Genomic DNA, 24460 nt, shown 5'->3' on the forward strand with positions numbered 1-24460 from the left:
ACTTTGGCTTCGCCGCCACGAGGGGTCTTGAACGCCGTTGGGCGCTGACGCCATCGTCATCAAGGGAGCTCGCCAGCACAACCTCAAAAACATCGACCTCACCATCCCGCGGGATCGGCTGGTCGTGCTGACAGGAGTGTCGGGCTCGGGCAAGTCGTCGCTCGCCTTCGACACCATTTACGCCGAGGGGCAGCGGCGCTACGTCGAGTCGCTGTCGGCGTACGCGCGCCAGTTCTTGGGGCAGATGGACAAGCCCGACGTCGACTTCATCGAGGGGCTCTCGCCGGCCATCTCCATCGACCAGAAGACCACGAGCCAAAACCCGCGCTCGACGGTGGCCACCGTCACCGAGATCTACGACTACCTGCGGCTGCTTTTTGCCCGCATCGGGCGGCCTCACTGCCCCCGCTGCGGGGAGCCCATCGCCCAGCAGACGGTGGAGCAGATCGTGGACCAGGTGATGGGCCTCGGGGAGGGCACGCGCATCCAGGTGCTGGCGCCGGTGGTACGGGGGCGCAAGGGCGAGTACCGCAAGCTGTTCGACGAGATCCGGCGCGACGGGTTCGTGCGGGTGCGGGTGGACGGCGAAGTGATGGACGTCGCCCAGGTGCCCGACCTCGACAAGAACAAGAAGCATACCATCGAGGTCGTGGTGGACCGCATCGTGGTGCGCCCCGACGTCGCCACCCGCTTGGCCGACTCGCTGGAGACGGCGCTGCGGCGGGGCGAGGGCATCGTCGTGGTGGACGTGGTGGGCGGCGAGCCGCTCACCTTCAGCGAGAAGTTTGCCTGCCCGAAGTGCGGCTTCAGCTTCGAGGAGATCTCGCCCCGGATGTTCTCGTTCAACAGCCCGTACGGGGCCTGCCGGACGTGCAGCGGACTCGGGGTGCGCATGGAGGTGGACCCGGAGCTGGTGCTCGACCGGCGCAAGAGCATCGCCGACGGCGGCATCCGGCCGTGGGAGGACAACGGGAGCCGGTGGCTGCAGGCGCTGCTCGACGCCACCTGCCGGGAGTACGGCATCGACCCGCGCAAGCCCATCGGCAAGCTGTCCGATCAGCAGGTCGACGTGCTGCTGTACGGGACGCGGGGCAAGCCGGTCACCTTCCAGTATCGCACGCTGGCGGGGCAGGTGAAGACCTACTCGCACCCGTTTCCCGGCGTCATTCCCAGCCTCGAGGAACGCCACCGCGAGGCGCAGTCCGACTGGGCGCGCAGCGAGATCGAGGTGTACATGAGCTCCCGCCCCTGCCCGGACTGCGGGGGGGCGAGGCTGCGCCCCGAGAGCCTGGCCGTGACGGTCGGCGGGCTCAACATCATGCAGGTGACGGCCATGTCGGTGCGGCAGGCGCTTTCGTGGTTCGGGGAGCTCGAGGGGCAGCTCTCCGAGAAGGAGCGCCTCATCGCCGTCCAGGTGCTCAAGGAGATCAGGGCGCGGCTTCAGTTCATGGCCGACGTGGGGCTCGATTACCTGACGCTGGACCGGCCGGCGGGGACGCTGGCGGGAGGCGAGGCGCAGCGCATTCGCCTCGCGACCCAGATCGGCTCGCAGCTGGTGGGCGTGCTCTACATCCTGGACGAGCCGAGCATCGGGCTGCACCAGCGCGACAACCGCAGGCTGCTCGCCACCCTCAAGCACCTGCGCGACCTGGGCAACACCGTCATCGTCGTCGAACACGACGAGGAGACCATCCGGGAGGCCGACTACGTGGTCGACATCGGCCCGGGGGCCGGGGTGCACGGGGGCGAGGTGGTGGCGGCCGGCCCGGTCGAGGCCATCATGGCCGAGCCACGCTCCATCACGGGGCAGTACCTGAGCGGGCGGCGGCGCATCGAGGTGCCCCCGCTGAGGCGGCCGCTGACGGGCAAGTGGCTCGAGGTGGTCGGGGCCCGGGAGCACAATTTGAAAAACATCCGGGTGCGCTTTCCGCTGGGGGTCTTCGTCTGCGTGACCGGAGTGTCGGGGTCAGGCAAGAGCACGCTCGTCAACGACATCCTGTACCAGCGGCTGGCGAAAGAGCTCAACGGGGCGAGCTCGGTACGGCCGGGCGCGCACGACGCCGTGCTGGGCACGCAGCACCTGGACAAGGTCATCGCCATCGACCAGTCGCCCATCGGGCGCACGCCGAGATCCAACCCGGCCACGTACACGGGGGCTTTCACCGGGATCCGGGAGGTCTTCGCGCTGGTGCCGGAGGCGAGGGCGAGGGGGTACCGGCCGGGGAGGTTCAGCTTCAACGTCAAGGGCGGCCGGTGCGAGGCGTGCCAGGGGGACGGCATCATCAAGATCGAGATGCACTTCCTGCCGGACGTGTACGTGCCGTGCGAGGTGTGCAAGGGGCGTCGGTACAACCGGGAGACGCTCGAGATCAAGTACAAGGAGAAGAGCATCGCCGACGTGCTCGACATGACGGTGGACGAGGCGGTGGAGTTTTTCCGCAACGTCCCGGGGGTGTATCGCAAGCTCCAGACGCTGCAGGACGTGGGGTTGGGGTACATCCGGCTCGGGCAGCCGGCGACGCAGCTGTCGGGCGGGGAGGCGCAGCGGGTCAAGCTGGCGACGGAGCTGAGCCGGCGCGACACGGGGCGGACGCTCTACATCCTCGACGAGCCGACGACGGGCCTGCACATGGACGACGTGCGCAAGCTGCTCAACGTGCTGCAGCGGCTGGTGGACGCGGGCAACACCGTCGTGGTCATCGAGCACAACCTCGACGTCATCAAGAGCGCCGACTGGATCATCGACCTGGGGCCCGAGGGCGGCGACGAGGGAGGCCGGGTCATCGCCGAGGGGACGCCCGAGCAGGTGGCGCAGACGCCGGGGTCGTGGACGGGCGTGTACCTTCGGAGCGTGCTGTGGGGCGGCGACGGGGTGGCGACGGCGCCACACGCCGCGGCGGCCCCGGCTCTGCCATCGGCAACGGCCCGCCCGGCGGCAGCCTCGTCACCTCGGGCAGCGATGGCGGCAGAGCCGGCGGCGGGGCGGGCCGGCGGCCGCGCCCGGGGCGCAAGCCTGTGAACCTCTGGGGGCTTCTCCGAGGGCGGTGGGACGGCAGGGGCGCACCCGCCCTCATGCCTGGACAGGCAGATCGGTGGCCGCCGACCCCGCCGGCGGGAGGTATACGCATGCGCTCGCCGGGCATCCTGAGGGCTGGTGCAGCTTCCACCGAAAGGAGGAGAGGGCCCGTGTTGCGCGACATCGACATGATCAACCACACCGCCAACGAGATGCAGCTTCTCATGAACAAGTGCCATTTCTACGCGCAGCAGGTGCAGGATCCGGTCATCCGCCACCTGCTCCAGGATGCCGCCCGCGTGCACCAGCGCCACCTCTCGATGCTGTCCACGGCCCGCAGCCAGCTCCAGCAGCAACTGGGGGCGGCCCAGCCGTCGCCGCAGCAATTGCTGGGCGTTCAGCCGCAGCAGGCGGGGGGCCAGGCGCAAGCGCCGGCCTGGGGCGTCCAGTCCGAGTTCCGCTGGACGCAATGAGGACGTGACAGGGACGCAGGAGGGGGCTCGACGCACCGATGCTGTCGGAACGGGACGTGTGTTTCGACGTCGTCAAGGACCTCAAGTACCTGAGCTTCATGGAGACGGTGCTGGGAGGCGAGGCATCTCCGGACCTCAAGCCGCTCTTCCTCTCCCAGCTCCAGGACCACCAGCAATTGCAGACGCAGTTCTTGCGGCTCATGGAACAGCGCAACTGGTACCCGCGGGTGCCCGGCGACTGGGCGTACAACGAGCCGTACACGTTCCAGGGAATGCCGGTCCAGGCGGCGGCCTTCGGCCAAGCGGCTACCACGCCGGCCTGGCAGGCCACGCAGCCGGCCGGAGGCAGCCTGGGTGGCGCCCAGGCGCTGCAAGCCCTGCAGCAAAACCTCCGCGAGCAGCGCTAGAGCGAAGGCGCCGGAGGCCCGGGCAACGAGCCGCCCGGGCCTTTTCGCGAGCGGCGCGTGCTATGCTGGAGAGGAGGGCGCGCCCGCAAGAGGGGAGAGCGATCGGCGCGACGATGGTACGGCTCACCAGACTGACTCGCCACAGCCGCCGCGAGACAGGTGAGGATCTCGACGGCCGGCACCCGGGCGGCGGAGCCCCGGTGGGGCAAGCGCCTGCCACTGCGGCCGCGCCCGCCTCCGCCGGCCTCTCGCTCCCGGAGAAGCTGGCCCTCCTGCCGGCCCGCCCCGGTGTCTACCTCATGAAAAACGCCGCCGGCGAGGTCATCTACGTGGGCAAGGCCTCGTCGCTTCGGAGCCGCGTCCGCTCCTACTTCCAGTCGAGCCGCACCGGCAACCCCCGGGTCGACGCCCTCGTCGCGGAGATCGCCGACTTCGAGTGGATCGTGACGGCCTCGGCGATCGAAGCCCTCGTCCTCGAGTCCAACCTGATCAAGCGCTACCGCCCCTTCTACAACGTCAAGCTCCGTGACGACAAGGCGTACCCCTACCTCAAGGTCACCACCGACGAACGCTACCCCCGGGTGCTGGTCGTTCGCCGCATCAAGCGCGACGGCGCCCGCTACTTCGGACCGTACACCAACTCCGGCGCCGTGCGGGAGACCATGCGCTTCCTGCGCAAGCTGTTCCCCATCCGCACCTGCGACCTCGACCTCAACGGCAACCGCCGCTACCGCCTGTGCCTGCAGTACTACATCGGGCGTTGCCTGGGGCCCTGTGCCGCCAGGACGACGGAGCAGGAGTACCGGCAGATGATCGACCAGGTGTGCCTTTTCCTCGAGGGCCGCCAGGAAAGGCTCATCCCCGGCCTCGAGGCGAAGATGCGCGAGGCCGCCGCTCGCCTGGAGTTCGAGCGGGCGGCCCGCCTGCGCGACCAGGTCCAGGCCCTGCGCAAGGTCGTCGAACACCAGAAGGTCGTCGCCGCCGGCGAGGACGACCAGGACGTGGTGGCGTTCGCCCGCTTCGGGGAGACGGTGTGCGCGCAGGTGTTTTACGTGCGGGGCGGCAAGCTGATCGGCCGCGATCACTTCATCCTCGAGAGTTCGGAGAAGGTCTCCGACACGGAGGTCATGAGCTCGTTCGTGCAGCAGTTCTACGAGCGGGCGCCCAACGTGCCGCCCTCGGTCACCCTGCAGCACCCGGTCGAAGAGCCCGAGCTCCTGGAGCGCTGGCTCACCGAGCGCCGGGGCGCCCGGGTGCGCCTGGTCGTGCCGCAGCGGGGCGACCGGCGACGCCTGGTGGAGATGGCCGCCGAAAACGCCGCCCTCGTCCTCGAGGAGCTGCGCAGCCAGGCGGGCCGCCGCGCCGCCGAACGGGAGCGCGGCCTCGCCGTCCTGCGGGACGTGCTGGCCCTCGACCGGCTGCCCCGGCGCATCGAGGCGTTCGACATCTCCAACATCCAGGGGACGGACGCCGTGGCTTCCATGGTGGTCATGGAAGACGGCGAACCCAAGAAGAGCGACTACCGGCGCTTCAAGATCCGGCTGGCGGGCGGCCCCAACGACTTTGCCATGATGAAAGAGGCCGTGCACCGGCGCTTTTCCCGGGGCCTCAAGGAACGCGAAGAACTCAAGGCCCTGCGCCAGCGGCTCGAGGCGGCGGAGAGCCGGGCTCCCGCCGCCGCCGCTTCCACGCAGAACGGCCACGCCGGCGGGGTGCTGGCGCCCGGGCAGCGCGCGGCGGAGTCCCCGGAAGAGCTCCGGGCCCGCCTCGAGAAGGCCGAAGCGGAGGCCCGCTTCGCCGTCTTTCCCGACCTGCTGCTCATCGACGGCGGCAAGGGCCAGCTCAACGCCGCCCGGGAGGCGCTGCGCGACCTCGGGCTCGACGAGGAGGTCCCGGCCATCGGCCTGGCCAAGCGCCTGGAGCAGATTTTCGTGGAAGACGAGCCCGACCCCATCGAGCTGCCCAGGGACTCGTACGCCCTGCACCTCTTGCAGCAGATCCGGGACGAGGCGCACCGGTTCGCGGTCGGCTACCACCGCAAGCTGCGGGGCGAGCGGGCCACCCACTCTGCGCTCGACGACATCCCGGGCGTCGGCCCCCGCCGCAAGAAGCAGCTCATCGAGCACTTCGGTTCGGCGAAGCGGGTCATGGAGGCGACGCTGGAGGAGCTGCTGGCCGTGCCGGGGCTGCCCCGTTCCGTCGCCGAGCGCATCCACCAGGGCGCCCGCCCCGAAGCGTGAGCCGCCCCGCTGTTACGAGGGAAAGGTGTTGGCGACGTCCGGGAAGTCGCTCCCGTTCACGGTACATACCGGAAGTCCCGAGCGGCGAGCGCGCACGGTGAGCCACGCGTCGACGAAGCCTCCCCACTTGGGACCCTTCTCCGCCCAGCGCTCCAGTGCCGCCAGCAACTCCTCCTTGTCCGGGCACTGAATGGCATCGATGAGCAGGATGCTCGTCAGGTACTCGGCCACTTCTCCTGGGGTGGGGAACTTGTCCGGCAATACCTTGAACAGCGCGTAACTCGCCTCGTGAATGGTCAGGGGATCGATGCGGGCTTCGGTGCGTCCTTCCTGAAGCTCTGCCAGGTTGCGCCGGCATCGGTCCCGGTGAGGGTCGTTGGCAACGAGCGCATGAACGAGGATGTTAGCGTCCAGCCACCCGAGGTGGGGCTTCCGGGTGCCGGCCTTCAGAGCGGACATGTTCGGCAATGGCCTGCGCCATCGCTTCCTGGATTGCTTGGTCATCGACGACTCCCGGCCCTTCGAACCGTGCCCACAACTGCTCGAGGGACACCCTCTTGAGGAGTCGAAGCTCGATTCTCCCGGCCCCGGCGGCGCGAGCAAGGACGACGTCGCCCGGCTCGATGCCTGCCGCTTTGCGGACGGCAGCCGGGATGGTTACTTGTCCTCGCGCCTGCACAGTGCCCAGCCCCATGGCCATGCCCTCCTCGGCCGTCATTATAGCACCTCCTCGCCGCAGTGTATGTAGCAGCGCGCAGAGTATGTAAACGCGACTCGCGTGCGCAGCGTCGGCAGTTTACAGAATGGCCCGCGGGGCGGGGGCTTCTCAAAAGGTTAAGGTCGCATATAAGAGATGTGCATATTCAGTATTGACTTTCTCCACGCGCCAGCGTATGGTAGAGGCGGCACGAGGGATGCCGCCGGCGGCGCCCGTCTTCGACAGCGAGGTGGGCGCCATGGATTTCACAGGACACACGTTTGACTACCGCCTGGCCCGGGCCAGGATGGAAGAGCAATTGCGGGAGGCCGCCCTCCAACGGGAGATCCGGAGGGCACGCGGCCGCCACGGTCGCGGCGGGCCAGGCCATGGCCCCGCCCGCACCGGCAGGCCGGCCGGGCGTTTCGCCGCCGCCCTGCGGGCGCTGGTCGCCCGCTTGCGCCGGGGCACCCTAAAGGGGCCGGGCATGCTCCGGCCGCTCCTATGAGGGGCGGGCCCCGGTGCAGCCGGCGCCCGCGGCCGGCTGCAGGAAAGGAAGGATCGCACGGATGCCGGGCAAACCGGTGGCGCCGGGTATCTGCCCCGTCTGCAGCGCACGCCTGGAGGTGGAGCGCCTCCGCTGCCCGACCTGCCGCACGGCGCTCGAGGGGTCGTTCGCCCTCTGCTCTTTTTGCGCCCTGAGCGCCGAACAGCGGGAGTTCGCCGAGCTTTTCATCGCGGCCCGCGGCAACCTGCGGGAGATGGAGCGGATGCTCGGCCTCTCCTACCCGGCCATCCGTGCCCGGCTCGAGTCGGTCATCGAGGCGCTCGGCTACCGGCTGGAGCGGGGCGAGGTCGTCGGCCGGGTCGAGGAGCCCGGGCCTCCGCCGCCGCCTTCGCCACCCCCGCCGCCCCGCCAGGCGCCTCCCTCCCTCGCCGCGGCCGTCGTGGCCTTGCCGGAGCGCCGCAGGATCCTCGAGGCCCTGGAACGGGGCGAAATCACCGTCGACCAGGCGCTCGCCCGCCTCCGCGGGCTTCCGGGCGGCGCCGGCGAGGAGTCCCGAGGAGGCTGACCGCCCCGAGGGCCGCCAGGGCCTCGAGGGCGAAGGTCGACAGGGAGACCCATTACAGGAAGGTGATCAAGCATGGCTGACGACGTCGCCGAAGAACGGCGCATGATCCTCAAGATGCTCGAGGAGGGCAAGATCACGCCCGACCAGGCCGTCGAACTGCTGAAGGCACTGCAGGGGCCGGCCGCCGAGGGCGCCCCCGAGCCCGGCTCCGAACGCACCGTCGACCTCGGCCGCTGGGCCGAGCAGTTCGGCTCGCGGGTCTCGGAGCTTGCCGACGAGTTCGCTCAGCGGGTCCAGCGGGTCGTCGCCTCCGCCGACGTCGGCGAGAAGGTGGGCGACGTGGCCGACCGGATGGCCGACGTGGGCCGCACGGTGGCCGACCGCATCGCCCAGGCGTTCGGCCAGTTCGGGACCCTGGCGCTGCCGGCCCACGCCTTCACCGACGAGATGGCCGGCGAGTTCGCCGAGGGCGCGGTGCCCCAGGTGCACCTGGCGACTCCCAACGGCACGGTGCGGGTCCACACCGACCCCCAGGCCGGCCGCACCTGGCGCCTCACGGTGCGAAAGCGCGTCCGCGCCCGCACGCCCGAGGAAGCCCGCTCCCAGGGCCAGCACCTCGTCTCCGTGACCCAGGGCCCCACCGGCCTCACGGCCCGCGCCGAGAGCTGGAGCATCGGCAGCGCCGACCTCGAACTCGTCCTGCCTCCCGTGACGGTGCGCCTCGAGGTGGAGACGTCCAACGGGTCGGTCGCGGTGCGGGGGGTGCGCGGCACGACGGTCGACGTGCGCAGCAGCAACGGTCGCATCGACCTCTCCCAGGTCGAGGCGCAGCGGGTCGTGGCCCGCACTTCCAACGGCTCCCTGGTGCTGGAGGGGGTGCAGGCCGACGTGCTCGAGGCCCGCTCGTCCAACGGCGCCGTGACGGGCAGCGTGGGCGGCGCCGAGATGGAAGTGTCGACGTCCAACGGTTCCGTGACGCTGCGGCCGCTGTGGCGGCCCGAGGGCGCCGCCCACCAGCGCCTCGACGTCCAGGCGTCCAACGGTGGCGTGCGGGTCATCCTGCCGGCGGCCGTGCGCGAGGCGGCCGAGCGCAAGGAGCTCGGGCTGTCGCTGCGGGCGTCGACCAACTGGGGCTCCACGCAGGTCGAGGTGCCCGGCACGGTGCTCATCACCCAGACGGCCCGCATGGGCCGCCAGCAGGTCGAACACCAGAGCCCGCACCTCGCCGAGTCGGCCCGTACGCTGCACGTCGACGTGCGCACCATCACCGGCAGCGCCAGCATCACGAGCGAGTGAAGCCGGTGCGGGGAGGAAGGGGGCGGCAGGCATGTGGCCCGATGCACCCAGCGACGAACGAGAGGAGCCGGGCGGCGTAGCCGGCGCCCGCGAGCGGCGGGGGGCAGGGGAGGAAGGCGAGAAGAAGCCCCTGCCGCAGGCCTCGCCGCGCCCGGAAGAAGCCTCGCCGGGCGCCGGGAAAGCCGCGCCGTCCGGCGGCACGGGTGAGGGCGAGCCGTCCGACGACCGCCTGCGCATTCTCCGGATGGTGGAGGCGGGGCGCCTGCGCCCGGAGGAGGCGCTCCGGCTGCTCGAGGCGCTCGCGCCGGCTCCGGGCGCACCGGGCGGGATAGGTACGCCCGGCGGTACCCGCGCACAGGGCGGCGCCGGCCCGCGGGGCGGCGAGATGCGAGGCAGGACGCTGCAGATCCGGGTCTTCGAAGAGGGGGAGGACCGGATGCGCCTCAACATCCCGATCGCCCTGGCCCACTCGGCGCTGCGGCTCGTGCCCAGGTCGGCGGCCAGGCACCTCGAAGGGATCGATCTGAAGGAACTCCTGGCGCAGATCGAGTGGGGGGCGTACGGCAAGATCCTGGAAGTGCGCGACGAAGACGACACCGGCGTCGAGATCGTCGTCGAATGAGGGGCGAGACGTCCCGAGAACGGAAGCATCCTGGGGGGACGGGGCACCGCTATGAAAGGCTGGGTGGCGCGCTGGCTCATCAACGCCGTGGCCCTTCTGATCGTGGCCGGCATCATCAAAGGTATCGACGTCCATGGGGTCCTGGCGGCGCTGCTGGCGGCAGCCGTGCTGGGGCTGGTCAACGCGTTCATCCGGCCCCTCTTCCTGCTCCTGACCCTGCCGATCAACCTCCTGACCCTGGGCCTGTTCACCCTGGTGGTCAATGCCCTCATGCTGTGGCTGACCGCCGCCCTGGTGCCGGGGTTCTCGGTGGCGGGGCTGTGGTCGGCCCTGTGGGGGAGTCTCCTGCTCAGCATCGTCAGCGCTGCCATCGGCTGGCTCATCCAGGACGGGGCCTGAGCGAAAGCCGGCCCTGCCCTCCGGCCAGGGCGTCGCCGGAAGCAGCGCCATCGGCAGGAGGCCCTGGGCCGAGCCTGGTTCGCGCGCCAGCAGTTAGCCAGCCTTGCCCGGCAGGAGGGCTAAACACCGGTATGTAACATCACCAGCGCACAGGAAGCGCTCCCTCGCCCGAGGCGCCCGCGAGCGTCTCGGACGTCACGCAGGGCCGCCCGCAAGGAAAGGCGGCGGCCGCGGGCGCCCGGGCGGGGGCCCTCCACGGAAGGTCCGGCACCTTCACATCCCCCATACCGTTGCAAGACCCTTGGAGAGCCACGGACGGAGCTCCACCCTTTCACGCCACCTCCGGCGGCCCGGGAAGGGGGGCCGCAGCACATACGGTCGCCGGCAACATGGGTACCGCACGGCGCCGAGGGGCCGCAGCCGGTCGAGGCGTGAGGGTCGCACCACCCGTCACAGCCGGGGAGCCGCCGGCAGGGTGAGGGAGAGCCGTTCGGGAGGCAACGAGGATACTCTTCGAGCGTCCCCCTTCGCCCCGGAGGGCCGGCACGGCCGCCCCATCGCGGCAAGCGTCGCAGCACCGTCGTCGTGCAGTTGACGTGGCGTCGTCACAACGGCAGTGGATGCACTCCAATGAGGGGGATTCCGCTCGATGAAAAAGCTGGCTCTCGTGGTCTCGGCCGTGCTGGTGGCCGCCGTGGCCGCTCCGGCGCTGGCCCAGGACCTCCAGATCAGCGGTTCGATGGAGAGCAACCTGACCTGGCGCCAGCAGCAGTGGATGAAGGACCAGGCGCCCGACCCGGACAACCCGGCGGGCGTGTCGGCCGCCACCACGCTGAAGCTCAACGCCGTCATGGGCAGCCCCGAGCGCGGCGTGCGGGCGTTCCTCCAGCTGGCGCCGCTCGAGGCGCGCATGCCGTTCGCCCCGGGGCCCGGGCTCTGGCAGATCTCGGTGGAGCGGGCGTTCGTGGAGGCCAACGGCAAGCTCTGGGAGGGCGGCCCCAACACCACCGCCCGCCTCGGTAGCCTGGACGTGGGGCTCTCGCCCTACATCGCGACCTTCGACCGGGAGGGCCTGTCCATCTCCGGCCTCGGCTACGGCCCGGTCTCCGTGTCGGCCTTCGTGGGCCGGGACGCCGCGGCGCTGGAGAAAGACGCAGCGGGTAACGTGACCAAGTACGGCGATCCGTTCACCGTCTCGGGCGCCCAGGTGCGCGCCGAGCTCCTCGGCGCCGCCGGCAGCGTCACCGCGGTCAACGTCAACGGCCGCCACGACTGGGAGATCGGCGCCTCCGGCATGCCGATGCCCTGGATCAACGTGAGCGGCACCTACGCCCGCTCCGGCGAGGGCGAGCGGCCGGCGGCCATGACCCGGCTCGACGCCGAGGCGGCCGTCATGCCCAACCTGACTCTCAACGCCGAGTACCGCAACGTCGAGCCCGGCTTCGACCCGGCCTATCAGAAGGCCGAGTACGACCCGGCCGACGAGACCACCCGCATCGACTGGCTCGCCAACAACAAGGACGAGCGGGGCGTCGTGGTCGGCGTGCACACGGTGCAGCAGGGCGTGGACCTCAAGGCGAGCCTCGACCACTACTACAAGGCCAACGTCTTCAACCGGGACGCCTCGGTCGCGGCCAGCACGACCCTCGACGGCTTCGAGCTGGCGGCGAGCGGCGACTTCCGGCTCAACGAGGGCGTCGCCCTCCAGAAGAGCACGGTCTCCGTGGCCTACCCGATGGCCGTCACCGGCATGACCGTCACGCCCAAGTACGAGGCGACCATCGAGCCCGCAGGCATCAGCCACGAGCTGAGCGCCGAGGCCACCGTCAACGCGGTGCCCCAGTTGCCCGGCATCGGGGTCGCGGCCCGGGTGAAGCGGGCGGCCGACAGCTCGCTCAGCTACGGGGCGGACGTGAGCTACACGGCTCCCAACGGCCTGTCGACGGGGATCCACTACGACACGGCCAAGGGTGCCTGGGCCGAAGCGGGCCTCAAGGCGGAGTTCTGACGAGGGGCTCCACGCTGCGGCGCCTGGCCGCTGCGCGCCGGGCCTGCCTTCAGGGGGCAACCACCGTGGCCGGCGTTCCGCCTCCGCACCGGCAGGCCCGGCGGGGGAAGGCTCCGGGCAAAGGCCCGGGGCCTTCCCTCTTTTTCCTGGGCCCGTGTCGGCGTGCGGCATGACTCGACAGGCCCGGCCACGGCGTACCGCGGCTACGCGATCCATGCCCGGGGCTGACAGATCCTGAGAAGGAATTCTATGCCTCGCATCGAAACCCCACGCAGCGGTGGGAGCCCGTCCCACTCGCGACGAGCCTTTCCCGGTGGTGCGCCCCGGACCCAGTCTGCGGGAGGAAGGGGGGCCGACCAGCGCCGCGAGGGCCGGTTGCGCACGGCCGCGACCGGGGGAGGGGGCCCGCTCGTTCGGGCTGGGTGTGTGCGAGGAAGGAAACGTGGAGACTTCCCCGCGGCTCGTCCGGCCAGGAGCGGCGGGCCTGCGGGTCGTGTGTCCGACACCGGTACGCGCGTCGTCAACGTCAACGGGATCCCGTTCCTGAGCAACTCATACGTCAGAAGGAGGACCACGATGCGCAAGACTCTGTTTGTGGTGCTGCTGGGCCTTCTGGTCGTCGCGGCACCGGCCCTGGCGGAGGAGGCGCAGCCGGCTCCGACCCTGTCCGTCGGCGGCACGTTCACCCTGAAGGCGGAGCAGGACCTGAAGGCCAGCGCTATCAACTTCGACGGCTCCGTCGACAAGGCCAGCCTGACCCTCAAGGCTGCCCAGGGCGAGCTCTGGAGTGCGAGCCTGGACATCGGCAGCCTCCTGGGCTCCGGGGCGTCGTACGGGATGTCCCAGGACGGCAAGTACCTGACGCAGTGGGTCAGGGTACAGCGTCCGGACGGCGACAAGTACTACGTGAAGGATCAGGATGACAACTACTACGGGCCGTTCACGCTGAGTAGTGATCCGAAGACGCCCGCCGGGTTTGATACGAGTGTCCCGCCGGCGCTTACAGACGCTGATGTAGCAGCGCTGGATCGCGAGATCGCCGCTAAGGGCTCGTCGTGGACGGATTTCCCCACCGGGCCCTCGGTCATCGGCGCGAAACTCGGTGCGTACCAGCTTAGCGTCAAGCCCGGCCCGCTCACGCTCACCGCGTGGGGCAACAACGCGAACCCGGGTGACAAGTCGGACCTCTTCGAGTTCATCACGTCTGCTGGTGAGGTCGGCGGCCCGAAGTTCCGGGTGGAGTCGAGCGCTCTCGGCCCGAGCCTGACGTTCGACTACGACACCAGTAGCGACGACGATGGCAATGACGCGGCGTTCGTCTTCGGTAGCATGGACCTGGCCGGCATCGGCACGCTAGGCGCCACGTTCAAGGACGAGAACCTTACCGACAGCACGGCGGGCATGGGCGCATCCTTCGATGTGAAGGCGCCGGTTGCCGGTCTCCTGACCGCGAAGGCCGGCGTGGCGTTCGACTTCAACGCGGGTGAGGGTAACGACTCTCTCGCCTTCGGCGTTGGCGCCGAGGTGAAACCGATCGACCCGGTCAGCGTCGAGGTGGCGTACACCAACGACGGCCGCGGTGTGGAGAAGAACAAGCACACACAAAAGATTTCCGGCAAGGTAGCGTACGGCGAGCTGGCCAGTCTGAGCGCTTCCTCGACGACCAAAGGGGAGAACGACAAGGCGACGCTCGACGTGAGCGCCGAGGCGAAGTACTCGCCCATCGAGCCGGTCACGCTCAACGGAAGCTTCAGCTACACGAAGGACGAGGACTCGGCGCTGGGCGATCCCGGGGACTACACCTGGCCGAATGATGTCGGCATCGGCGACATCCTGTACGGCACGTCCAAGGTGTCCCTGGGTCTCGACTACGCGCTGACGTCGGCCCTGACCGTGTCCCCGAGCGTCGAGCTCGCGAACTACACCATCAGGGTCAACGCGACTGATCCGTACAAGCCTGGCGACGAGGAACTCACCGGGAGCTCGACCACGTTCGGCGCTAAGGCTACGTATAAGTTCTCCGACAAGGCCTCGGTTAGCCTCGGCGTGAACAGCACCACCGCTGGCGAAGTGCAGAACGCGGCCAAGCAGGTCGTGCTACCTAAGGTCGAGGACGTCAAGCTCACCAGCACCCTGAGCGTGAGCTTCTGAGGCGAGGCTGGTCCGAGAGCGTCTGGAGTGGAGCGGTGCGCCGGGCGCACCGCTCCTTCGTTTTGGGTGGGAGGGGGAAGGGCGGGCGGCCGGGAGTTAAGGCTGGATCTTGTATACACGGCCAGTCCGGCAGGAACGCATGGGGAGGGTCGTCGAAAACGGCTTTCGTCAGTCGAGACGAAGGCCGCCCTGGCGGCGTCCGAGGAGGCGTGGGGGTCGAATGGCGAGCGTCACGCTTGAAAACGTCACCAAGAAGTTCGGCAACGTGGTGGCCGTCAACAAGGCCAACCTCCAGATCCAGGACAAGGAGTTCGTGGTGCTGGTCGGCCCGTCGGGCTGCGGCAAGTCGACCACGCTGCGGATGGTGGCGGGCCTGGAGGAGATCACCGAGGGCAACATCTTCATCGGCGACAACCTGGTCAACGACGTCCCGCCCAAGGACCGGGACATCGCCATGGTCTTCCAGAACTACGCCCTCTACCCGCACATGAACGTCTACGACAACATGGCGTTCGGCCTCAAGCTGCGCAAGTTCCCCCGGGCCGAGATCGACAAGCGGGTGAAGGAGGCGGCCCGCATCCTGGGCATCGAAAACCTGCTCACCCGCAAGCCCAAGGAGCTCTCCGGCGGCCAGCGCCAGCGGGTGGCGGTCGGCCGGGCCATCGTCCGTGAGCCCAAGGTCTTCTTGATGGACGAGCCTCTGTCCAACCTCGACGCGAAGCTCCGCGTGCAGATGCGGGCCGAGCTCTCCAAGCTGCACCGGCGGCTCGAGGCGACCATCATCTACGTGACCCACGACCAGACCGAGGCCATGACCATGGGCGACCGCATCGTGGTCATGAAGGACGGGTTGATCCAGCAGGTCGGAGCCCCGCTCGAGGTGTACGAGCATCCGGTCAACGTGTTCGTGGCGGGGTTCATCGGCAGCCCTGCCATGAACTTCCTCGAGGGCGTCATCCGGCGCGACAACGGCCAGTACTACATCGACGCCGAACCCATGAAGCTGCCCATCCCCCAGGAGAAGGCGGCGCAGTTCCGCAAGATCGGCGAGTACATCGACAAGAAGGTCATCTTCGGCATCCGGCCGGAGGACATCGACGACACCGAGCTGATGGCGAGCCCCGACCCCGGTTCGACCGTGGTCGCCACCATCGACGTGGTCGAGCCGATGGGCTCGGAGTCGTACCTGTACGCGACCGTCGGGCCGCACTCGTTCGTGGCCCGGGTCGATCCCCGGACGGCTGCCAAAGACGGCGAGCCGCACCGGGTCACCCTCAACATGAAGCGGGTGCACCTGTTCGACAAGGAGACGGAGCGGGCCATCGACTGACCGTCGGCCCGATCGGGTGGGTGGACCCTCATGGCCGCCCCGGAGGCGCTCCCGGGGCGGCCGGTCCATGATCAGGGATCCTTTGCCAGCCTGCCAGGCCATGATATGATCGGGCGCGTGCAAGGAGGTGGCCTACTCGTGGCGCAGAGCAGGGCTGCAGGAGAGGCAGGCGGCCTTACGCCGGCGGCCCTCGAGGAGATCCGGCAGCGGTTGGACGACCCGGCGGCGGTGGCGCGGCTCGATCCGTACGGGATGCTGCGCCTCATCGACGGCCTGACGGAGCAGATCCAGGCAGGCTACGACATCGGCCGCCGCGCGGCGGCCGATCCCCCCAAGGGCGGCTGGCGGTCCGTGGTGATCGCCGGCATGGGCGGTTCGGCCATCGGGGGCGATCTCGTCGGCGCGATCGCGGCCGACTTTTCGCCCGTGCCCGTGGCCGTCGCCAGGGACTACCGCATCCCGGCTTACGTCGACGGGCACACGCTGTTCGTCGCCTCCAGCTACTCCGGCAACACGGAGGAGACGCTGGCGGCCCAGGAGCAGGCGCAGAAGGCGGGCGCCCGCATCGTGGCGCTCACGAGCGGCGGGCGTCTGGGGGATCTGGCGGCGCAGAAGGGGTGGCCCACGGCCCGCCTCCCATCGGGGCTCCCGCCCCGGGCAGCCCTGGGCTACTCGCTGTTCGCGGCCATCGGGATCCTGGAGGCGGCCGGGCTGCTGCCCGAGATGCAGGCTCCCGTCGAACAGTCGATCCGGGCCGTCGAGGCGGTGCGGCAGCGGTGCGCCATGGCGCGTTCGTTGAAGGACAACCCGGCCAAGCAGGAAGCGCTGGAGCTGGTCGACCGGGTGCCCATCGTGTACGGCTCGAGCGGCATCGGCGCGTCGGTGGCGTACCGGTGGAAGTGCCAGTTCAACGAAAACAGCAAACACCCGGCCTACTGGACCAGCCTGCCCGAGCTCGACCACAACGAAGTGGTGGGCTGGGAGGCGCCGCCGCCGTCAGCGGCGAGGCTGCTTCGCATCCTCATGCTCGAGGTGGGCGACGAGTCGCCGCGGATGGAGCGGCGATTCGAGGCGACGAGGCGGATCCTGGAGGGGCGGGCCTCCAGCATGGTGACGCTGCGGGGCGAGGGCGAGGGGCATCTCGCCCGGGCCCTGTCGGTGTTGCACCTGGGAGACTACGTCACCTTCTACCTGGCCATCGCCAAGGGGGTGGACCCGACGCCGGTGCGCTTCATCGACCGCCTCAAGGCCGAGCTGGCCACCATGCGGTGAGGCCGGCGGGTCCGGGGCGGGCCGGGCGGAGCGCACGGCCATGGGGGCAGAGCGGGCATGCAGACGTGGGTGGTGGGAGTGGACCTGGGGGGCACCAAGATCGCCACCGGGCTGGTGGACGACCGGGGCCAGGTGATCGAGCGCCTCGAGCAGCTGACCCGGCCGGAGCAGGGCCCTCAGACGGTCATCGAGCGGATGACGCAGTCGGTCGGGGAGGTGTGCCGGCGGGCTGGCGTGCGACCGGGCGCCGTGGAGGCAGTGACGGTGGCCTGCCCGGGCCCGCTGGATCCGGCCAGCGGCGTGGTCATCGCTGCACCCAATCTGGGCTGGCGGCACGTCGACGTGGTCGGCCCCATGCAGGCGGCGCTCGGCGTGCCGGTCTACCTGGAGAACGACGCCAACGCCGCCGCGTTCGGCGAGTGGTGGGTGGGAGCGGGCCGGGGCACCCGGCACTTCATCTACGTGACGGTCAGCACGGGCATCGGCGGCGGGATCATCATCGACGGCGCCATCTACGGCGGGGCCCACTGGGCGGCCGGGGAGATCGGCCACACGGTGATCGTCGTGGAAAACGGCCCGCTGTGCGGGTGCGGGCGGCGCGGGTGCCTCGAGTCGGTCGCCTCCGGCACCGGCATCGCCCGCCGGGCGATCGAGGCGCTGGAGGAGGCCGGATGGCGGGAGGGAGAGGCGCCCGAGGCGGCGGACGAGCGGCCGGGCGCGCGGCTCGTACGGCTGGCGGCCGGGCGCTTCGCCGAGATCGACGCCCGCAAGGTGGCCGAGGCGGCCCGGCAGGGCGATCCGCTCGCAAAGGAGGTGCTGGACCGCACCTGGCTTTACCTCGGGGCGGGCCTTGCCAATCTGGCCAACCTCTTCGACCCGGACGCCATCGCGATCGGGGGCGGCGTCTCCCGCATCGGCGAGGCCATGATGGAGCCGCTTCGCCGGGAGCTTCGCACCCGGGCGGTGCCGGGGCCGGCCGAGGGGACGCGCCTGGTGCCGGCGCTCCTGGGCCCCAACGCCGGCGTGGTGGGGGCGGCGGCGGTGGCCCTCAAGAAGCTCGGCAAGCTCGAGGGCGTGGAGAGCCGTGCCGGGTAGGCGGGCGGGCGCGGCGGCCCGGGGCGAGGAGGCCGCGGGTTTCCCCCGGATCCGGCCGGCGGGGGACGCAGCCGTCACGGTCGAGTGGGGCGAGCGGATCGACCCGCAGACCCACGCCCAGGTGCTGCGGCTGTGGCATGCCCTCGAGGAGCAGCCCGTGCCGGGGATGGTCGAGGCGGTGCCCACCTACCGCTCGGTCCTCGTGCAGTGGGATCCGGATCGGGCGGAGCGGGAGACGGTGCTCGCGGCCCTGGATGGGGCGGTGAGCCGGGCCCGGCGTCGCCGCCTCCTGGAGGGCCGCCGGGTGACCATCCCCGTGGTCTACGGCGACTGGTACGGGCCCGACCTGCGGGAGGTCGCCCGGCACACCGGGTTTTCGCCCGGCGAAGTGGTGCGGCGCCACACCGAGCGGGAATACCGGGTCTACATGCTGGGGTTCATGCCGGGCTTCGCCTACCTCGGCGGGCTCGACCCGGCCCTCGCCACACCCCGCCGGGCGTCGCCCCGGCTCTCGGTGCCCGCAGGCTCCGTGGCCATCGGCGGCGAGCAGACCGGCATCTATGCCCTGGGCGGTTCGCCGGGAGGATGGCAGGTCATCGGGCGCACCTGGCTGGAGCTGTGGGACAGCGCCCGGGAGCCGCCGGCGCTGCTGCAGCCGGGCGATCGGGTGCGGTTCGAGGCGGTCTCGGAGGACCAGGCTCCGCCGGAGTGGGTGGAGCGGGCCCGAGCGTCGGGTTGGGAGATGGAAAGCGGCTAAGTGGCCTGGCTGGAAGTGCTGCACGGGGGGCTGATGACCACCGTCCAGGATGCCGGGCGGCCCGGCTTTGCGAGGATGGGGTTTGCCCCCGCCGGTGCGATGGACACGGAGATGCTGGCGGCCGCCAACGTGCTGGTCGGCAATCCGCCCGGTGCGGCCGCCCTCGAGGTGACCCTGGACGGGCCGGTCTTCACCGTGCACGGCGAGGCGATCCTGGCCCTGGCCGCCGTGGACGGGGAGTGGTTCGTGAGCGGGCCGGAGCAGCCGCTTCCGCTCTGGGAGACGGTGCTCGCGCGAGACGGGAGCCTGATCGCAGTCGGCGCGGTGCGGGCGGGCGCGAGGGCGTACCTGGCGGTGGCGGGCGGCGTCGACGTGCCGCCTGTGATGGGAAGCCGCAGCACCCACGTGCGGGCCCGCATCGGCGGCCTGGACGGGCGACCGCTCTCCGCCGGGGACCGGGTGCCCATCGGGCCTTCCCCGCGGCCGTGCGAGGAGCTGCTCGGGAGGCGAGTGCCCCCGGAGCTCCGGCCGGCGCGCCGGGCAGGGCCCATCCGGGTGATGCTGGGGCCGCAGGACGACGCCTTCACGCCCCGGGGGCTGCGCACGTTTCTCCACAGCGCCTTCCGGGTGACGGCCCGGGGCGACCGCATGGGGGTGCGGCTGATGGGGCCTCCCATCGAAGCCCGCCGGGGGTACGATATCGTCTCGGATGCCACGGCTCCCGGCAGCATCCAGGTGAGCGGCGACGGGCAGCCCATCGTCCTGCTCGCCGAGCGCCCGACGACCGGGGGGTATCCCAAGATCGCGACGGTGATCGGCGCCGATCTCGACGCGATGGGGCAGGTGCGCCCGGGGCAACATGTAAGATTCCTGAGCGTGGACGAGGCCGCGGCGCGCCGGGCGCGGGAGGAGCGCCGGCGGCGCCTGGCCGAGATCGAGTGGGCGCTGGCGCGGCAGCGCCCCGAACGAGGCGGCGCCTTCGTGGTCTCCACGGACGCCGCCGTGTATTACGTCCATCGAGAGGCAGGTTGATGGGGCGTGGAGAGTGCCGGCGGGCAACGGCCCGTCATCGGGATTTCGGCGGGGCAGCTGCGCTCGAAGGACGGCACCTTGCGGGCGTCGCTCTCCCGCGACTACGTCCGGGCCGTAGAGATGGCCGGCGGGTTGCCGGTGCTGATCCCGGTGACCGACGACCCGCAGCTGGCGGCGGCTTACCTCGACAACCTCGACGCGTTGCTGCTCTCGGGCGGGGGCGACGTCGATCCCCACCGGTTCGGGGAGGATGCCATGCCGGAGCTCGGCGAGGTCGACCCCGAGCGAGACGCCCTGGAGGTCGCCCTGGCCGCCGGCGCGATGCAGCGCGACATGCCGCTGCTCGGCATCTGCCGCGGCATTCAGGTCATGAACGTCGCCGCCGGGGGCACGCTCTACCAGGACGTGAGAGCACAGGTGCCGCACGCGCTGCTGCACGACCAGACGGCGCCCCGGTGGTTCCCCTGCCACGAGGTGCGGCTGGAGCCCGACAGCCTGCTGCGCCAGATCTTCCAGGCCGACACGCTGCGCGTCAACAGCTTCCATCACCAGGCGGTGCGGGTGGTGGCGCCCACCTTCCGGGTGGCGGCCAAGGCGAAGGACGCCGTGATCGAGGGCGTGGAGAGCCGGGAGCACGGCTTTTGCGTTGGCGTGCAGTGGCACCCCGAGTGCATGGTGGATCGCTACCCCGGGCAGCGGCTGCTCTTTGCGGCGCTGGTACGGGCAGCCCGCACCTACCGCGAGCGGCGGGCCTCGGCCGGCGTGGTGTCCGGGCCGGCCCCCGTGGCCGGCAGGGTTGCGATGGCGGCGCGGGGGTAAGCCCCGGCTTCGGGTGAAAGGCGGGCAGGGCCTTCGGTGCAGGCGTGGGAGGGCTCGAGCGAGAGCGCCGAAGCGACGCGCCGGATCGGCGAGGCGCTGGGGCGGCTGGCCCGGGGCGGCGACGTGGTGGCGCTATCGGGCCCGCTCGGGGCCGGCAAGACCACGCTCGTGCAGGGCGTCGCCCGGGGGCTCGGGCTCGGCGCGGCGGCGGTGGTGAGCCCGACGTTCCTCTACGTGCGGGAAGTGAAGGGCGGGCGGCTTGCCCTGTACCACGTCGACGCCTACCGCCTGGTGGGACGAGCCGGGCCCGGGGAGGCGGCCGGCTTCCTCGAGGAACTGGGTCTCTCCCACTACCTGCGCTCCGGCGGCCTCACGGTCATCGAGTGGCCGGAGCCCATCCTCGACGCCCTGCCGGCCGACCACCTGCGCATCTCCCTCGACTGGGTGGAGGACGACCCCTCGGGCGAACGACGCCAGGTGCGCGTGGAGGCGTGGGGCGAGCGGCACGAGGCGCTCGCTGCCCGACTGGCGGCCGAGCTGGGGTGGCGGCCGGCGCGGGCCGGAGCCGGCGGCGGGCAGGCCGGCGGCAGGGGCGACCAGGCGGGCGAACGCGATGGCCTTTGAACGCATCCTCGCCATCGACACGTCCGGCCCGGCGGCCGGGGTGGCCCTTTTCGCCCGGGACGGCTGGTGGGTGCAGACCTGGCAGGGGCTCGGCGGGCGGGGTGAGCAGCTGACCGGGGTCATCGATCGGGCCCTTGCGGAGGCCGGCTTTCGCGGTCAGGATCTGGATGGGATCGCGGTGGCCGCCGGGCCCGGTTCGTACACGGGCTTGCGGGTCGGGCTGGCGGTGGCCAAGACGCTGGCGTGGGCGTGGCAGCGGCCCCTGGCGGGTGTCGACACCCTGGCGGCGATGGCGCTCGGCGCGCTCTGGGCGGCGCCCGTCGTCGTGGCGGCCATCGACGCCCGGCACGGTGAGGTCTTCGGCGGGGTGTACGGGCGCGGGCAGGAGGCCCCGGTGGAGGCGTGGTGGGGCCCGCGGGCGGCGCCCGTGGAGGAGCTGGCCCGGGCGCTTGGAGAGGTGGCGGATCGGCGGGGGCTGGAGCGGGCCGCGGCGGCCGGCGACGGTTGCCTTGCCCACCGCGACGCGCTGGTGCGGCTCTCGCCGGTGGAGTACGTCTGGGTGCCCGAGCAGGAGAGCCGCATCGTGCAGGTGGTGTCGGTGGGCATCCTGGGCCGCTTGCAGCTCGAGACGGGCCGGCACGACGACCCGGCCGCCCTGGATGCGCGGTACTTGAAGGCGACGGAGGCCGAGCGCCGATGGCTGCAGAAGAGCTGATGCATCGAGGCCCCCTCGACGTGACCGTCGATCCCATGCGAGTGCGAGACCTCAACGACATCATGGTGATCGAGCGGCTCTCTTTCTCCACCCCGTGGTCCAAGAGCGCCTTCTTGTCGGAGCTCCTGGAAAACGAGCGCGCCCACTACCTGGTGGCCCGGGCCGACGGCAGGGCCGTGGGGTACGTGGGCATCTGGCTCGTGGCCGACGAGGGGCACATCACCAACGTGGCGGTGCATCCCGAGTACCGCAGCCGAGGCGTGGGGCGCAAGCTCATGGAGGCCATCACGGAGCTGGCCCGCCGCAAGGGCGCCCGCCGCCTCACCCTGGAGGTGCGCAAGTCCAACCTGCGGGCCCAGCGCCTGTACGAGTCGCTGGGCTTCCAGGGCGTGGGGCTTCGCAAGGGCTACTACCGGGACAACAACGAGGACGCCATCATCATGTGGCGGGAGCTCTCCGAGGGGACCGGCCCCGGCGCATGAAGCCCTACCGGGGAGGCCTCCTGCTGGGGATCGACACGAGCTGCGACGACACCGCCGCGGCCGTGGTCAAGGACGGGCGGGAGATCCTCTCGAGTGCGGTCGCCTCCCAGGTCGAAGTCCACCGGCCCTTCGGGGGCGTGGTGCCCGAGATCGCATCCCGCCGCCACCTGGTCGCGATCCTGCCCGTGATCCGGCGGGCGCTGGACGAGGCCGGCATCGCTCCCCAGGACCTCGACGGGGTAGCGGCCACGTACGGCCCCGGGCTGGTGGGGAGCCTGCTGGTGGGCTTCATGGCGGGCAAGGCGCTCGCCCTTGCCATTGATCGGCCCTTCGTCGGAGTCGACCACCTGGAGGGCCACGCGAGCTCCATCTGGCTCGCCCGCCCTGCCCTCGACCAACCGGCGGTGGTGCTGGTCGCCTCGGGCGGGCACACGGAGCTTTTGTACGTGCGGCGGCCGGGCCGCTTCGAGAGCCTGGGCGGCACCCGGGACGACGCGGCGGGCGAGGCCTTCGACAAGGTGGGGCGGCTGCTCGGGCTCGGCTACCCGGCGGGCCCTGCCGTCGACCGCTTGAGCGAGCGAGGGCGGCCGGACGCGGTGCGGTTGCCGCGGGGGCTCTCCGAGGTGGATACCCTGGACCTGAGCTTCAGCGGGCTCAAGACGGCGGCGAGCCGGTACATGCTGCCGGCCGTGAGGGACGGGCGCCTTTCCCTGGAGGACGCGGCCGCCTCGCTGCAGGAGGCTATCGTGGACGTCCTCGTGGACCGGCTGATGCGTGCGGCGGAGCGCACCGGCGCCCGGGTCGTGGCGGCCACCGGGGGCGTCGCGGCCAACCGGGGCCTGCGCCGGGCCCTCTCCCGGGCGGCGCAGGAGCGGGCGCTCGATCTCATCCTCCCGGAGCCGGCGCTCTGCACGGACAACGGCGCCATGATCGCGGCGGCCGGCCACTTCCGGCTGCTCGACGAGGGCCCGTCGGACACGGCCCTCGCGGTCGATCCGTCGGCCCGCATCCCACAGGCGAATATCGGGGCCGATACCCCCGTCGGAAAGGGATGAGAGGCGGTGCAGATTTTCCTCGACACGGCGAGCGTGGCCGAGATCCGCGAGGCGGTGAGCTGGGGCGTCGTTTCCGGGGTGACGACCAACCCGACCCTCGTCTCCAAGGAAGGGCGCCCTTTCCTGTCGGTGGTGGAGGAGATCTGCCAGATCGTGAAGGGCCCGGTCAGCGCCGAGGCGGTCAGTGAAGACGCCGACGGCATGGTCCGGGAGGCCCGGGAGCTCTCCCGGGTCGCCCCCAACGTGGTGGTGAAGATCCCCATCACGCCGGAGGGCCTCAAGGCCGTGAGCCGGGTCTCCCGGGAAGGGATCCGCACCAACGTGACCCTGATCTTCTCGCCCCTGCAGGCGCTGCTCGCCGCCCGGGCGGGCGCCGCGTTCGTGAGCCCGTTCGTGGGGCGCCTCGACGACATCGGCCACGTGGGCATGGACGTCGTGCGCGACACCGTCGACATCTTCGAGATCCACGGCATCGAGACCCAGGTGATCGCCGCGAGCATCCGCCACCCCGTCCACGTGCTGGAGGCGGCCAAGGCGGGCGCCCACATCGCCACGGTGCCGTTCGGCGTGCTCAAGGCGATGGTGCAGCACCCGCTGACCGACCGCGGCATCGAGCGGTTCCTGGCCGACTGGGCCAAGGTGCCGGGCGCGTCCCGTCCGGGCCAGGGCGGCGGGCCGGCCGGCTCCTGACGCGGCTGGCCGGCTGCCGGCGGAGAGACGCCGGGCCGGTGCGCCCGGCGCACCGCCTGTCCAGCTGGCAGTCCTGGGCTGGCGAGCGCGGCCTGGTGGCCGTCCCCGGCGTATGGCCCCCTGGGGGGCGCCGCAGACTAACGAGTGGCCGCTGGCGGGCCGCTCTGCCCCGCAAGGAGGCAGGGCGGCCGGCTTTTTGAGGCGGCG

The 24460-nt window shown here is 71.1% G+C and carries 24 protein-coding genes; 22 read left to right on the forward strand and 2 right to left on the reverse strand.

All coding sequences use genetic code 11. The annotated features are described in order from the left end of the window. Window positions 1-37: 37 nt before the first annotated feature. The 4 genes from uvrA (at window position 38) to uvrC (ending at window position 6136) form a co-directional block, all read left to right on the forward strand. On the forward strand, window positions 38-3019 hold the full coding sequence (uvrA, locus tag U7230_RS03065) for an excinuclease ABC subunit UvrA (RefSeq protein ID WP_324717274.1): 2982 nt from the start codon (window positions 38-40) through the stop codon (window positions 3017-3019). Window positions 3020-3186: 167 nt separating this feature from the next. Next, the gene (locus U7230_RS03070; RefSeq protein ID WP_324717275.1) at window positions 3187-3489 is read left to right on the forward strand and encodes a hypothetical protein; all 303 of its coding nucleotides are present in this window, start codon (window positions 3187-3189) and stop codon (window positions 3487-3489) included. Between the two features lie 38 nt (window positions 3490-3527). Then, the gene (locus U7230_RS03075; protein ID WP_324717276.1) at window positions 3528-3896 is read left to right on the forward strand and encodes a spore coat protein; all 369 of its coding nucleotides are present in this window, start codon (window positions 3528-3530) and stop codon (window positions 3894-3896) included. 113 nt (window positions 3897-4009) lie between these two features. Then, on the forward strand, window positions 4010-6136 hold the full coding sequence (gene uvrC, locus U7230_RS03080; protein ID WP_324717277.1) for an excinuclease ABC subunit UvrC: 2127 nt from the start codon (window positions 4010-4012) through the stop codon (window positions 6134-6136). Between the two features lie 12 nt (window positions 6137-6148). On the opposite strand, the gene U7230_RS03085 is transcribed toward uvrC, so the two are convergent. Continuing rightward, window positions 6149-6595, reverse strand: coding sequence for a PIN domain-containing protein (locus U7230_RS03085; RefSeq protein ID WP_324717278.1), 447 nt, complete (start codon window positions 6593-6595; stop codon window positions 6149-6151). Continuing rightward, window positions 6540-6854, reverse strand: coding sequence for an AbrB/MazE/SpoVT family DNA-binding domain-containing protein (locus tag U7230_RS03090; protein ID WP_324717279.1), 315 nt, complete (start codon window positions 6852-6854; stop codon window positions 6540-6542). The genes U7230_RS03085 and U7230_RS03090 overlap by 56 nt, the downstream gene beginning before the upstream one ends. Window positions 6855-7050: 196 nt before the next feature. Here U7230_RS03090 and U7230_RS03095 point away from each other — a divergent pair, with 196 nt between their 5' ends. From U7230_RS03095 to fsa, 18 genes are all read left to right on the forward strand, one after another. After that, window positions 7051-7341, forward strand: a complete 291-nt coding sequence (locus U7230_RS03095) for a hypothetical protein (protein ID WP_324717280.1) — start codon at window positions 7051-7053, stop codon at window positions 7339-7341. A gap of 61 nt (window positions 7342-7402) precedes the next feature. Then, complete coding sequence (locus U7230_RS03100; protein ID WP_324717281.1) at window positions 7403-7906, forward strand: DUF2089 domain-containing protein; 504 nt, start codon at window positions 7403-7405, stop codon at window positions 7904-7906. Between the two features lie 72 nt (window positions 7907-7978). Beyond that, window positions 7979-9202, forward strand: a complete 1224-nt coding sequence (locus tag U7230_RS03105) for a DUF4097 family beta strand repeat-containing protein (RefSeq protein ID WP_324717282.1) — start codon at window positions 7979-7981, stop codon at window positions 9200-9202. A gap of 31 nt (window positions 9203-9233) precedes the next feature. Continuing rightward, window positions 9234-9824: an SHOCT-like domain-containing protein gene (locus U7230_RS03110; protein ID WP_324717283.1), complete on the forward strand. Its 591-nt coding sequence runs from the start codon at window positions 9234-9236 to the stop codon at window positions 9822-9824. 51 nt (window positions 9825-9875) lie between these two features. Further along, window positions 9876-10223 (forward strand): phage holin family protein, encoded by a 348-nt coding sequence (locus U7230_RS03115; RefSeq protein ID WP_324717284.1) that lies wholly within the window; start codon window positions 9876-9878, stop codon window positions 10221-10223. A 649-nt stretch (window positions 10224-10872) separates the two neighbouring features. Further along, a complete protein-coding gene (locus U7230_RS03120; RefSeq protein WP_324717285.1) occupies window positions 10873-12231 on the forward strand; it encodes a hypothetical protein in 1359 nt (452 codons plus the stop codon). A 576-nt stretch (window positions 12232-12807) separates the two neighbouring features. Continuing rightward, complete coding sequence (locus U7230_RS03125; protein ID WP_324717286.1) at window positions 12808-14382, forward strand: hypothetical protein; 1575 nt, start codon at window positions 12808-12810, stop codon at window positions 14380-14382. Window positions 14383-14602: 220 nt separating this feature from the next. After that, window positions 14603-15712 carry an ABC transporter ATP-binding protein gene (locus tag U7230_RS03130; protein ID WP_324717287.1) on the forward strand — a complete coding sequence of 370 codons (1110 nt, stop codon included), beginning with the start codon at window positions 14603-14605 and terminating at the stop codon, window positions 15710-15712. Window positions 15713-15850: 138 nt separating this feature from the next. Further along, the gene (locus U7230_RS03135; RefSeq protein WP_324717288.1) at window positions 15851-16984 is read left to right on the forward strand and encodes a bifunctional phosphoglucose/phosphomannose isomerase; all 1134 of its coding nucleotides are present in this window, start codon (window positions 15851-15853) and stop codon (window positions 16982-16984) included. 57 nt (window positions 16985-17041) lie between these two features. After that, on the forward strand, window positions 17042-18079 hold the full coding sequence (locus U7230_RS03140) for an ROK family protein (protein WP_324717289.1): 1038 nt from the start codon (window positions 17042-17044) through the stop codon (window positions 18077-18079). After that, entirely contained in the window at window positions 18069-18836 is a 768-nt protein-coding gene (gene pxpB, locus U7230_RS03145; protein ID WP_324717290.1) for a 5-oxoprolinase subunit PxpB, read from the forward strand. Before U7230_RS03140 ends, pxpB begins: the two co-directional genes overlap by 11 nt. Beyond that, window positions 18837-19868, forward strand: coding sequence for a 5-oxoprolinase subunit C family protein (locus tag U7230_RS03150; RefSeq protein ID WP_324717291.1), 1032 nt, complete (start codon window positions 18837-18839; stop codon window positions 19866-19868). A 6-nt stretch (window positions 19869-19874) separates the two neighbouring features. After that, window positions 19875-20687, forward strand: a complete 813-nt coding sequence (locus tag U7230_RS03155; protein WP_324717292.1) for a gamma-glutamyl-gamma-aminobutyrate hydrolase family protein — start codon at window positions 19875-19877, stop codon at window positions 20685-20687. A gap of 36 nt (window positions 20688-20723) precedes the next feature. Continuing rightward, a complete protein-coding gene (gene tsaE / locus U7230_RS03160) occupies window positions 20724-21311 on the forward strand; it encodes a tRNA (adenosine(37)-N6)-threonylcarbamoyltransferase complex ATPase subunit type 1 TsaE (protein WP_324717293.1) in 588 nt (195 codons plus the stop codon). Further along, entirely contained in the window at window positions 21301-22026 is a 726-nt protein-coding gene (gene tsaB, locus U7230_RS03165; protein WP_324717294.1) for a tRNA (adenosine(37)-N6)-threonylcarbamoyltransferase complex dimerization subunit type 1 TsaB, read from the forward strand. The genes tsaE and tsaB overlap by 11 nt, the downstream gene beginning before the upstream one ends. Further along, window positions 22008-22508 carry a ribosomal protein S18-alanine N-acetyltransferase gene (gene rimI, locus U7230_RS03170; RefSeq protein WP_324717295.1) on the forward strand — a complete coding sequence of 167 codons (501 nt, stop codon included), beginning with the start codon at window positions 22008-22010 and terminating at the stop codon, window positions 22506-22508. Before tsaB ends, rimI begins: the two co-directional genes overlap by 19 nt. After that, window positions 22505-23563 carry a tRNA (adenosine(37)-N6)-threonylcarbamoyltransferase complex transferase subunit TsaD gene (gene tsaD, locus U7230_RS03175; RefSeq protein WP_324717296.1) on the forward strand — a complete coding sequence of 353 codons (1059 nt, stop codon included), beginning with the start codon at window positions 22505-22507 and terminating at the stop codon, window positions 23561-23563. Before rimI ends, tsaD begins: the two co-directional genes overlap by 4 nt. A 6-nt stretch (window positions 23564-23569) precedes the next feature. After that, window positions 23570-24253: a fructose-6-phosphate aldolase gene (gene fsa / locus U7230_RS03180; protein WP_324717297.1), complete on the forward strand. Its 684-nt coding sequence runs from the start codon at window positions 23570-23572 to the stop codon at window positions 24251-24253. Window positions 24254-24460 lie beyond the last annotated feature (207 nt).

The organism is Limnochorda sp. L945t (genome assembly GCF_035593305.1).
In the GTDB taxonomy this organism is placed as follows: domain Bacteria; phylum Bacillota; class Limnochordia; order Limnochordales; family Geochordaceae; genus Carboxydichorda; species Carboxydichorda subterranea.